The 12,160-nt window shown below is 36.9% G+C and carries 8 protein-coding genes; 2 read left to right on the forward strand and 6 right to left on the reverse strand.

Annotated features, from left to right (window positions below; all coding sequences use genetic code 11):
- Positions 1 to 25: 25 nt before the first annotated feature.
- The 3 genes from ACK3CR_RS18475 to ACK3CR_RS18485 form a co-directional block, all read right to left on the reverse strand.
- Positions 26 to 2,359 (reverse strand): heavy metal translocating P-type ATPase, encoded by a 2,334-nt coding sequence (locus tag ACK3CR_RS18475; protein ID WP_488975914.1) that lies wholly within the window; start codon positions 2,357 to 2,359, stop codon positions 26 to 28.
- Between the two features lie 416 nt (positions 2,360 to 2,775).
- Positions 2,776 to 4,104 carry a GntT/GntP/DsdX family permease gene (locus ACK3CR_RS18480; protein WP_243518928.1) on the reverse strand — a complete coding sequence of 443 codons (1,329 nt, stop codon included), beginning with the start codon at positions 4,102 to 4,104 and terminating at the stop codon, positions 2,776 to 2,778.
- Positions 4,105 to 4,330: 226 nt separating this feature from the next.
- Positions 4,331 to 5,011, reverse strand: a complete 681-nt coding sequence (locus ACK3CR_RS18485) for a class I SAM-dependent methyltransferase (RefSeq protein WP_243518926.1) — start codon at positions 5,009 to 5,011, stop codon at positions 4,331 to 4,333.
- Positions 5,012 to 5,149: 138 nt separating this feature from the next.
- On the opposite strand from ACK3CR_RS18485, the gene ACK3CR_RS18490 reads away from it, so the two are divergent.
- Both ACK3CR_RS18490 and ACK3CR_RS18495 read left to right on the forward strand, forming a co-directional pair.
- Entirely contained in the window at positions 5,150 to 6,187 is a 1,038-nt protein-coding gene (locus ACK3CR_RS18490; protein WP_488975915.1) for a helix-turn-helix transcriptional regulator, read from the forward strand.
- A 135-nt stretch (positions 6,188 to 6,322) separates the two neighbouring features.
- Complete coding sequence (locus ACK3CR_RS18495; protein WP_019392192.1) at positions 6,323 to 6,505, forward strand: YolD-like family protein; 183 nt, start codon at positions 6,323 to 6,325, stop codon at positions 6,503 to 6,505.
- A gap of 33 nt (positions 6,506 to 6,538) precedes the next feature.
- On the opposite strand, the gene ACK3CR_RS18500 is transcribed toward ACK3CR_RS18495, so the two are convergent.
- The 3 genes from ACK3CR_RS18500 to ACK3CR_RS18510 form a co-directional block, all read right to left on the reverse strand.
- Entirely contained in the window at positions 6,539 to 9,697 is a 3,159-nt protein-coding gene (locus ACK3CR_RS18500; RefSeq protein WP_488975916.1) for a bifunctional cytochrome P450/NADPH--P450 reductase, read from the reverse strand.
- A 144-nt stretch (positions 9,698 to 9,841) separates the two neighbouring features.
- On the reverse strand, positions 9,842 to 10,402 hold the full coding sequence (locus ACK3CR_RS18505; RefSeq protein WP_243518920.1) for a TetR/AcrR family transcriptional regulator: 561 nt from the start codon (positions 10,400 to 10,402) through the stop codon (positions 9,842 to 9,844).
- 288 nt (positions 10,403 to 10,690) lie between these two features.
- Positions 10,691 to 12,148, reverse strand: a complete 1,458-nt coding sequence (locus ACK3CR_RS18510) for a glycoside hydrolase family 1 protein (protein ID WP_488975917.1) — start codon at positions 12,146 to 12,148, stop codon at positions 10,691 to 10,693.
- Positions 12,149 to 12,160 lie beyond the last annotated feature (12 nt).

Raw genomic sequence — 12,160 nt, forward strand, 5'->3', positions numbered from 1 at the left:
AAAGCCGAAAATTCGGCTTTCCTCCCTATCTTTTTAAAATTCGCATCGCATTTAAGACAGCTAAAAGCGTAACACCTACATCTGAGAATACAGCTTCCCACATTGTAGCAATTCCAAACGCTCCAAGAAGAAGAAAAATTGCCTTAACGCCAAGAGCAAAGCTAATGTTTTGCCATACAATTTTTCTTGTTCGTTTAGCAAGAGAGATTGCTTCAGCAATTTTAGAAGGCTCATCTGTCATAATAACAATATCTGCTGCTTCAATCGCTGCATCAGATCCAAGTCCTCCCATTGCAATCCCAACGTCAGCTCTAGCAAGAACAGGCGTATCATTGAGCCCATCTCCTACAAAAATCAGTTTTTCTGCTTTTTCTTTAGCCTTGTCAAGCTCTTCTACTTTTTCAACTTTGTGCTGTGGTAAAAGTTCAGCATATACTTCATCAATCCCTAATTGTTTTCCAACGTTTTCTCCAACGCTTTTTTGATCCCCTGTAAGCATCATTGTTTTTTTAATACCAAGCCTTTTTAAAGACTTTAGGGCTTCTTTAGCATCTTGTTTTATTTTATCGGAAATAACAAGATAGCCTGCATAGCGATTATTTACTGCAACATAAATAATTGTTCCATACTCACTTGCTCTGCTATAGGAAATAGAATACAAATTCATAAGTTTTTCATTTCCAGCTAAAACTTGCGCTTCATCTACAACTGCTTCAATCCCATGACCGGCTTTTTCATTATAGCTTGTAATTAGCCCTTCATTCACTTTACCGTTGTATGCTTTTTTTACTGATTCTGCAATTGGATGATTAGAATGTTGCTCAGCATATGCCGCATAATATAAGACTTGTTCTTTCGTAAAGCTTTTTTCAGCATGTACATGAACAACTTCAAATACACCTTCTGTGAGTGTTCCTGTTTTATCAAACACAACATATCTCACATCATTTAGTGCCTCTAAATAGTTTCCACCTTTTACAAGAATACCTCGTCTAGATGCTGCCCCAATTCCTCCAAAAAACGTTAGTGGAATAGAAACAACAAGCGCACATGGACATGAAATAACAAGAAAGACAAGTGCTCTGTATGTCCAGTCAGCTAACGTTGCCCCTGAGAAAAGAAGTGGTGGTAAGAATGCGAGAAGAAAAGCAATAATGACAACAATAGGCGTATAATAGCGGGCAAATTTAGTAATAAAATTTTCAGTTGGCGCTTTTCGATTGCTCGCGTTTTGAACAAGATCTAATATTTTTGAAACCGTTGATTCTCCGTATTCTTTTGTAACCGTTACTTCTAATAAACCTTGTTTATTTACGAATCCGCTCAGCACTTCGCTTCCTTTCTCAACCTCACGCGGAAGCGATTCTCCTGTAAGAGCGGAAGTATCTACTGATGAACTTCCATTTAGGACCATCCCATCTAAAGGAATTTTTTCGCCAGGCTTCACAACAATAATATCGCCTTGTTTCACCTCTTCTGGGGAAACTTTCTTGTTCCCTTCCCTTTCTTTAAGATTTGCATAATCAGGACGAATGTTCATCATTTCGCTGATTGATTTACGAGAACGATTAACAGCTAGACTTTGGAACCATTCACCAGTTTGATAAAAAAGCATAACAGCAACGCCCTCTGCATATTCGCCAATCAGAAATGCCCCAATCGTTGCAATGGTCATTAAGAAATGCTCATCAAACACGCGTCCTCTAATAATGTTCCTTACTGCCCTATACACAACGTCTCCACCAACAATAGCGTATGCAATAAGAAACAGAGAAAGCTCAAAAGGAAACGGTAAAGAAGCGAACATCGCTATTCCTGTTAGCAAAACTCCTCCACCTAAACGCCATAATATAGAACGCCTGTGCTCATCCTTTTCTTTTGAAGCACTTTCTTCCTCTTCCACTGTGATTCCAGATTCAATTTTATTAATTTTTTGAATAACTTTTTCTTTTTCTCTATTCCAGGAAACTTCAGAAGCAAGCGTGATGTGAAGCATTTTTGAAACAAAATCAACGCTTGCTTTCTGAACAGAGGGAATCTTGCCCATTTCTGACTCGATTTTCCCTGCGCAATGCGCACAATCAAGACCATGCAAGTAGAGCGTATACGTCTCTACCCCTTTTTCTTTAATTTTAATATGTGAATCAAGTGAATGTACTTTCTTTTTAACACTTTCTAGCGCTTTCTCTTCTTCGTTCATTTCTACATCAAATGTCAACATTTTAGTCGCAAAGTTCACTGTACAACGATCAATACCTTCTAGTGTCTTTACTCCATTTTCGATTTTCATTGCACAGTTCGCACAATCAAGACCTTCTAACAAAAGTTCTCTCTTCACTCTTTCTCTCCGATCTTCCACTAGCCCTCACCTTACTTTCTCCATAAAAATACGTTTTTCCTATGAATAAAGATCAAAAGACTTAACCGCCTTATATGAGCATATGTTCATGTATTGACTTCATTATATTCAATAGGGCCATTTTGTGTCAATCTCTATTTTCGGAATATTAACGTTTGTTTATTCATATCCAACGCATTTTAAAGAGGTTCGTACAAAGGTTAAATTTGTGTTTTTGTCATATAAAAAAAGCCTACTATAAGCAGGCTTTAAACGTCTTTTCTTTTATGAATTTGAATAGTGAAGGACCATGAAAAGAGGAAAAGAAGGATCGCTATACCGCCACTAATATAGTAGAGGCTAACGCTTTAATCAGCGATGAACTTCATTAATAAAAAAGGCGTTCTTCTCAAAGAGAAGAACGCCTTTTTTATTGCTTATACAAAGATATCGAAAATTAACACTCCAGCAAAAGCAATGAATGAAAGAAGTGTTTCAAGTACAGTCCATGTTTTGAACGTTTCTTTTACAGTTAAACCTAAATACTCTTTAACAAGCCAGAAACCAGCATCATTGACGTGGGAGAACATAAGTGAACCTGCGCCTGTTGCAATAACAAGAAGCTCTAAGTTCACGCCTGTCATGTTTGCCACAACAGGTGATACAATACCAGCGGCTGTTGTAAGGGCAACAGTTGCAGAACCTGTTGCAATACGAATGAGACCAGCTACTAAAAAGGCAAGGACAATCGGTGAAAGGGATAGATGCTCAGCCATCTGAGCAATTGACTCTCCAACACCGCTATCAATTAAAATTTGTTTAAATCCTCCACCAGCACCAACGATTAAAATGATAGAACAAACAGGCAGTACAGCATCTTCAGTAAGCTTTTTCACCATATTTTTATCCATGCCTTGACGGAATCCTAAAAGATAGAAAGCAGCAAAACATGCAAGTAAAAGAGCTACAAGTGGATTACCAATAAACTCTAATGCCTGAATAACAAACTTTGGTAACGCTTCAATTGTAGGTGCTACAACAGACAGAACCATTAAAAGAATCGGAAGTAAAATAACGAAAAACGAAACGCCTGTGCTTGGTAAACTACTTGATGATGTATTAATACGAATAAGCTCAGGCTCTTTTTCTGGAATTACTCGTTTATGAACCCATTTTGCAAAAACTGGTCCTGCAACAATTGCAGCTGGAATGGCAATAATAAGAGCATAAATTAAAACTTTGCCAAGGTCTGCGTTATAAATCCCAATGGCTGTCATTGCCCCAGGATGCGGAGGTACAATTCCGTGCACAATCGAAAGACCTGCGATGACTGGAAGTGCAATCAATAGAATATTTTGCTTTGTTGTTTTATAAATCGAAATAACAAGTGGAATTAAGATAATAATTCCTACTTCAAAAAAGACGGGAATACCGATAACAAATCCTGAAATAAGCATTGCCCATGGAAGTTTCTTACGTCCGAAAGATCGAATGAAGAAGTCAGCAACTCTCATACCGGCTCCTGATTCAGCCATCATTTTCCCTAAAATTGTTCCAAGTGCTAAAATTCCAACTAGGTGTCCAAGCACACTGCCGACACCGCTTTCATAAGAGGTTACAATTTTATCCAACGAGAGTCCTGATGTTATAGCCAAAAATAAACTAGCTACAAGCAAACTAATGAAAGCATGCCATTTGAACACCGAAACTCCAACAACCACAATTGCGATAGATATTAGCGTCATAATTAGTAGATAGAAATCCAAGGTTCATTCCCCTTCCTGTTGTATATCATGTCTGAATTTCAAATTTTTAGTATATGGCGAGCGCTTTCAAAACGTACTGTTTGCTGAAAGCACTTTCAATCTATAAATCAATTATAAGGAAAAATATTTCTTATATCAATGGATTTGACTAAAAAAAATTTAATCTTTTTATTTTTTATCGATTTTTTTTATGAAAGACAGGAAAAAAGAACCATCAAAATGCTTTTTATCCATTTATCCCCACCCATCCTTCTACTAAAAAACCTTTATAAAACTTTGTTACTTCTGTAAATCCTGATCTGTTTAAAAGATGCTTCATTTTCGCACTTGAAATAAGATGAATGGTATTATCTATTGATTTTTCAAAGTTAAGCCACTCTTCAATAGGAATTCCGTTTGAAAGCATGTATGCTTTCATCTGCCATTGAAACTCCCTTCCCTTTTTACCAACAATAGAAGCTACAAAAAGAGGAGCGCCACTTTTTAATCGCTCACTTATTTCTTTTAGCAACTTGCATGCTTCTGCTTCCTTCAAAAAGTGAAGCACAAGCATGCAAGTTGCACCTGTGAATTTTCCTGTTATGCTTTCTACCTCTCCATGTATAAAAGTGGCGTTTATCCCTGCTTTCTTAGAGCGCCGTTGTGCGATACCAAGCATTTTTATAGAAGGGTCTACTCCTGTAAATGCCCATCCCTTATTTCTATTCCCGAGAGTTATAAGTTCTTGTCCTCCTTCAGCCCCAACGATAAGCATATGAATATGCTTGTTTTCTGAAGAGACATATACTGACATAAGATAATTCATCATCTTATAAAGTTCATCATATCCTGGAATTTTCAAGGGTATTTTCGCTTGATAATTATATACTTCATCACTATGCCAATTCATATTGCTTACTTCCTTCATCTTTTCTCCTCCTATAAAGTCTTTCTAATCTCTACTCTTTTCGATAAAATTAATTAAGAACTATTCTCAATTATAAAGAAGAAGAAAAAAATGACGATCCCAGAAACATGGGGAAATAAAAATAGCAGGAGCAACGATATGAAAAAGTGGCGTGAAATTGATACAGCTTTACATCGCTTAGAAAAAACATGCACATCATCTTGGACATACCGGCAACGTGTTATCACACTTTTACAGCAAGAACTCTCTTTTCAAGCATATTGCCTGTCTGCAGTAGACCCTCACACATTACTTTCTATAGGAGCTGTTACAGAGCATAACATTGAAAGTATTCATCATCAGATTTTTAAAAATGAATATTTACAACAAGACGTAAATCACTATGCAAGACTTTTTCATGAAGAAATACGAGCGGCCGTGCTAAGTGAACAAAAAGAAGAACAACTTAAGAAAAGTTACAGATACACATCTATCTTAAAACCCGCCGGATTCAAGGACGAACTTCGTGCTGTTTTGGTATATAAAAATCAATGTTTCGGGTATCTAACGTTATTCAAAACAGAAGAACACTTTCAAAGTGAAGAAAAAGAGCTTATTGAAAACCTTTCTTCCTCGATTGGTCGTGGACTTCAGACCTTTTATCATTTATTTTTAGAACCCGTTCCTTTACAACCTAAAATGCTGTTATTTTCTCCTGATCTTAAACTGATCTCTTATACTAAAACAGGGATAGAGATGTTAAGTGCCCTAAGAGCTTCTGAATCGTTAGAAGGAGACAAATTGCCAAAGTCAATTCAAGCTCTCTGCTACCGGACACTAGGAAGTGAGGAAGGGTCAGCACATACGCTACTTGCTCTTCAAAAGTACGGATTTCTCACGCTTTCCTCTTTACTCTTAATAAAAGATAAAGAGGATTTCAACATAGCCATAAATATTGCTCAGACCTCTCCAACAAATATTCTAACCATTAATAAAAAGTATTATAATTTATCAAAACGTGAAAGTAATATCCTAGATTATTTAATTAAAGGTTCTTCAACTAAAGAAATAGCAAATGATCTCTTTCTTTTTCCTTATACAGTGCAAGATCATTTAAAATCTATCTTTCTTAAAACAGGTGTATCCACACGAAGAGAGCTTGTTTTTAAGGTGTTTACCCGCTATACAATTCCCTAATTTTTTTCTTTTGCACAATGATTCACAAATTGTTCATAACTTTATTGAAAACGCTTACCTTTTTTGTATATAATAAAAGTAAGGAAATTCTATAAAACATTAAAAATTTTAATATAAATAACAAAGGAGAATGTCATGATTTTAAAAGCGCTACGAAAAAACCGGTTGCTTACAATTAACTATTATGAAGATGGGCTTCTGCAAACTTGTCAAGGGCGCGTTCATAATCTTAACCTCTTAGATCAAACTTTATTTCTGAAAGATGAAAAGCAAAATATTTTTTCGATTCGTTTATCAGGCATTCAAGATATACAATAAAAGGAGCTAACTTTAGTTAGCTCCTTTTGCTATTTATCCTGCCCAAACATCCTTTGCGAAGCGGCCTTGTTTTTCTAAATCGAGAAGAAAACGCTCTGCTTCTTCTTCACTTTTATGTTCTATGTCTTGATATGCCTTTTTCAACGTACTTTCTACGGCAGGAGCCATACTTTTGCCGTCTCCGCAAATGTAAAGAGCTCCTTCTTTTTCAACAAGAATAGAAATCACTTCTGCTGCATCCTGTTCTATTAAGTGTTGAACGTACGTTTTGTCACAGCTTTCCATTCTTGAAAATGCCGTATGCAGTGTTACAATACCGTCACTTTCTGCTTTTTCAAGTTCATCTTTGTAAATAAAATCATGGGCTTCATTTCGGCAACCAAAGTAAAGATGGGCTTCTCCAAGTGTTTTTCCTTTCTCTTTTAACACAGATCTGGCTTGTAAAAAGCCTCTGAACGGAGCAACGCCTGTTCCTGGTCCAACCATAATAAGCGGTGTACTTTCGTCAGCTGGAAGCTCAAAACGAGACTGAGGTGTATTAATAAACATCATTACTTTTTCACCTGCTTGACATTGAGCAAGGTAAGATGAGGCAACACCATGATACATTCCATCTCCACTCCATGCTTTTCCTTCTACTACACTTACTGTAATACTTGCTTTTTGATTGCTCTTAAGCGGTGAACTTGAAATAGAATAATAGCGCGGTTTTAACGGTGAGCAAAGTGTTAAAAAGCGCTCAAATGACAATTCACACGCCTCATATTTTTCAAGAAGAGACAGCATTGTTAATCGTTTGTTCGTCACGTTTTCACTATAATGATCTCCTAGGAGGGCTTCAAGTTCATATTTATGTGGCGGACAAACGGTTGCTTCCGCTAACTCCTGTAGTGCTTTTCTTGAAACAGGTTCTTGCAATTCAACATTAAAAGTCAAAACATCTCGCACTCGTACAGGTTTGTTCAACGGTAAGTGTTGAAGTCCATATGCATCGCCTTCTAACATAATGCTCTCGCTTCCGTCTAATCCGTAACGCTTCAATACTCGATTAACAAGCTCAGCCCTATTTTGCGGAAGAATACCGAGATGATCTCCTTCCTTATAAGAAACACCATTTGGTAAAGAGATTTCAATATGACGTGTACTTCTGCCACTTTCTTCTCTCTGAAGCTCCTTATTTAACAGAACTTCTGCTTCTTGTGCTTTATACGTTTTGACAAGCGGATGCTGAACGTTTTCTTTTACAAATGTCACGTTTAATCCTTTTTTCTCTGCTACTTCTTTCGTTTCTTCGACGTTAAATGTTTCTTTCACTTTTTTCGTCAATTGATTTTTCCACTCATCAAGATGAAGCTCAAAGTCACCGCTTGCATCTCCTTCTCCTCTATCTACAATCCGTTCTGCACCAAGCTCAGTCATTTTTTCATCAATAACTCTCGGTATGCGTTGATACGTACTTGCCCAGTTTCTGTCCCCACATCCAAACACAGCATAGTGAACACCTGATAAATCATTTTTTGACGTTTCTAACCAGTTCACAAACTCCGTTGCATTATCTGGAGCTTTTCCATTATAGGAAGCTGAAACAATTAAGACAACGCCTGATGTTGGTAGCTTGCCACTATAGCTGTTCAAAGCAGCAATAGTTGTGGAGAAACCGTATCTCTCGCCAAGTTCAGCAAGTTCATTTGCAATTCCTTCAGCAGTGCCTAAATTTGATCCATGAAGAACAAGAAGCGGTGTGTTATGCTCTTCAATGATGACGTCTTGTTCTACTTTTTCAGCTGCTTTGTTTTCGCTTTTATGATCGTTTAGAGCTGCATATTCGCGCTCTCGAGGACTTACTTGAATTGTAAAATTATCAGGTTTTAATGTTAAAGTTTCTTTTACTTTTAGTTCGTAGTTTCTGTGATCCACAATATTAAATCTTTGCAGGATCATTCCTAGTACAAGCGTTGCTTCATGTAGTGCAAACTGTTGACCAATACATGCGCGCTGACCGTTTCCAAACGGTTTGTACGCATGATGTGGAATTTTCTCTTCATCTTGGAACCGTTCTGGTCGGAATTCTTCCACATTTTCTCCCCACACTCTTTTGTCTCGGTGAAGATTTCCTAAAAGAACGCTTACGCTTTGGTTCTTTTCTATTGGATATTTTCCTCCTAGCATAATATCCTCTTTCGCATAAAGAGAAAAGGCTGGAGCAGTTGGCCAAAGTCGTAGGGCTTCATTTAAAATCATTCGAATATATTTTAGCTTTCTTACATCTTCATAAGTAGGCATTCCTGTTAATACTTCATCAACTTCCTTGTATGCTTTCTTGAGCACGCGCGGATTTTTCAAGAGATAGTAAATCGCAAATGATAAAAGACCGCTCGTTGTTTCATGACCCGCAATTAAAAACGTAATCATTTGGTAGCGAATATTTTCATCATCTAGTTTCTCTCCTGTTTCAGGATCTTTTCCATTTAGCATATGGGCAAGAAGATCGTCTCCATCTACCTCTCCTTGTTTTTTACGCTCTTTAATAATCTCATCAGCGAGTTCAAACATGAACATTTTGTCCTCTTGAAATTGACGTTTTTTACGCACCATCAGCTTATCTTGAATAGGTAAACGATTCATTTTATTCATTGATTCATCCAATGCTCTCACCATACTATCTACAAATGGATGAGCTCCTTCTCGGTAGAAGCTATTGAAACGATAACCAAAGCCGCAAAGACCGATGGTATCTAGTGTTAAACGAGTCATATCTTCTGGTACATCAATTTCTTCTTCTTTATTTAGACGTTCCCATTTTTCAACAAGCTGTGTTGCAATATCAAGCATCATATGATGATAACCTTTCATTGCGCGTTGACTAAAGCTTGGTAATAAAATATTATGGGCTTTTTTCCAATTCGGCTCTTCTGTATAACTTGTAAAAAGTCCGTCACCTGCAAACTCTCTAGCGCTTGTAAGAGACACTCCTAGCTGCTTTTGAAACTTCTCTTCATCACATACTTCAGCAACTAAATCATGTCCTGAGACAAATGTGCCTAAAGCGTGTGGAAATTGAAATTGAAAAATAGGGCCTAGTTCCTGACCAATTTTCATAAATGTTTGCATTGGCTTATCTTTATCCATAAGCGGTAAGCTGCCTAACGGTCCATAAGTTTTAGGTTGTGGAATAGTACGTTCTTTTTCCATGAGAAAAGCCTCCTCTTTTTTTGTGCAATTGTTTCATAAGATAGACTGACGAAAAATATAGGTATCTATCATTCTATTTTCATAAATTAATGTAGCGGAATGAATGTTCATTCTTTTCTTCTTAATAAGAAAGCGGTAGAATTTCTACACTCTCACCGCATCCCAACAACACGCTTCTAAACTATTCATAAGCTGATCACTTTCTGAAAGAATCTTTTTACGCAAAAGTTTTGCTATCTCAACATATGCACCGTACACAATTGCAAACAGCGCTTCTGTTGGTACAGAGCGAATAACATTCACTTTCTTTCCTTCCTCTAAAAATTGATAGAAAAAATCCATCATTTCTTGGAAACTGTCAATACTTTTTGAATCTAAATAGGGCGCATTGCTTTGGCTTTCTAAAAATGAAAAAGCATAAACGTGATCTCGGGCAAAACCAACTACTTTAAAAAACAAGTGTCGAAACTGTTCTCTAATACCGGAATCACTCGGATAGTTCTCTTGTAAATGATGTGAAAAGCTTTCTACGCACCGTTGAAAAACAGCATTAACAAGAGCTTCTTTATGCTCAAAATAACGATAAATGGTCCCTGCTCCTACTTCAGCATTTAAAGCGATTGTTGGAACTGTTGTAGCGTTAAAACCTCGCTCTGCAAAAAGCTCGAGTGCAGCATCCATAATCTTATCGCGCTTATTTTGCATGATGTCCATCCTCTCAACAAGCATCTCTTAAGTAAGAATGAATATTCATTCTATTTTCATTTTACCTTCTTTCTCGTTCAGCAGTCAAACTTTTCACACTTTCTGAAAATCGTGTAGAAAAGAACTTCATCTCTTATCACTGTTCCCGTTTTACACAAAAATACTCTTTTTTTTCACTCTATAGATTTAGCATCCAAAGTTCCTTCTTCTCCATTACATACAAAATAAACAATCTCTATTTATAGATTAAAAAACCGGCATGTAAGTTCATACCGGTTTTATCGTTTCTTATAGTTCTTCTCCATTGCTTGCGATGACTTTCTTATACCAATAAAACGAATCTTTTTTCTTTCTTTCTAATGTACCATTTCCATCATCATCTTTATCAACGTAAATGTAGCCATATCGTTTAGACATTTCGCTCGTTGACATCGAAACTAAATCAATTGGTCCCCAAGATGTGTAACCAAGCAGTTCAACCCCATCTCCTATCGCTTCTTTCATTTGCTCAATGTGCTTACGTAAATAATCAATACGGTACGTATCATGAATTGATCCGTCTTCTTCTACTTTGTCATATGCACCTAAGCCATTTTCAACAATAAAGATTGGAAGTCTATAGCGGTCATACATATCATTCAACACGATTCGCAAACCAACAGGGTCAATTTGCCACCCCCAATCAGATGCTTCTAAATAAGGGTTTTTAAGAGAATTCATCAAGTTTCCATCTGTACGCTCTCCCTCAGGAGCAGAGGATGACAGCATAGACATATAGTAACTAATTGTAATATAGTCAACAGGATACTGTTTAATAATTTCATCGTCTCCTGTTTCTTTGATAATTTTAATATCATTTTCAATGAAGAAACGCTCCATATATTTTGGATATTCACCTCTTGCATGAACATCTGTAAAGAACAAGTTATCTTGATTGTCTTTTTGAGCTTTTAAGACATCTTCAGGGTTTGGTGTATTTGCATAGTGACTCATTCTTGCTAGCATGCAGCCCATTTTTCCTTCTGGATTGATTTCATGCAATTTTTTCGTCGCAAGAGCACTTGCTACAAACTGATGGTGAAGAGCTTGGTATTTCGTTTGTACCGGATTTTCCTCACGGTCTGAAACAATCCCTCCTCCTGTAAATGGACTTAATGTAATCACGTTAATTTCATTAAACGAAATCCAAAACTTTACTTTGTCTTTGTAGCGAGTAAAGACCGTCTCCGCGTAGCGTACAAAGTGATCAATCACTTCACGTCCTGCCCATCCGTTATATTTCTCTGTTAATCCGTATGGTGTTTCATAATGAGATAACGTTACAATTGGCTCAATGTTATATTTTGCGAGTTCATCAAACACACGATTATAAAAAGCTAGACCAGCTTCATTTGGCACTTCATCATAGCCGTTTGGAAAAATTCTTGACCAATGAATGGAAAGTCGAAAAGCTGTAAAACCCATTTCAGCAAGAAGAGCGATATCTTCTTTATAGCGATGATAAAAGTCTACTCCTTCACGTTTTGGAAAACGTCCTGTACTCTCACCGCTAAGTGTTTTACGAATTTGTTCTGAGGTGATTTCCATTGCATTATCTTTTGTGCGCTCTTTTTTTGGAATATATTCTACAAAGTCTGCAGCTGATAATCCCTTTCCATCTTCGTTAAATGCTCCTTCGATTTGGTTAGCAGCAGTTGCTCCACCCCAGTAAAAGTTTTTTGGAAATGTTGGTTTAAATGTAGCCATTTTTCATCTTCC

This window comes from Priestia sp. TRM10 (genome assembly GCF_057808375.1).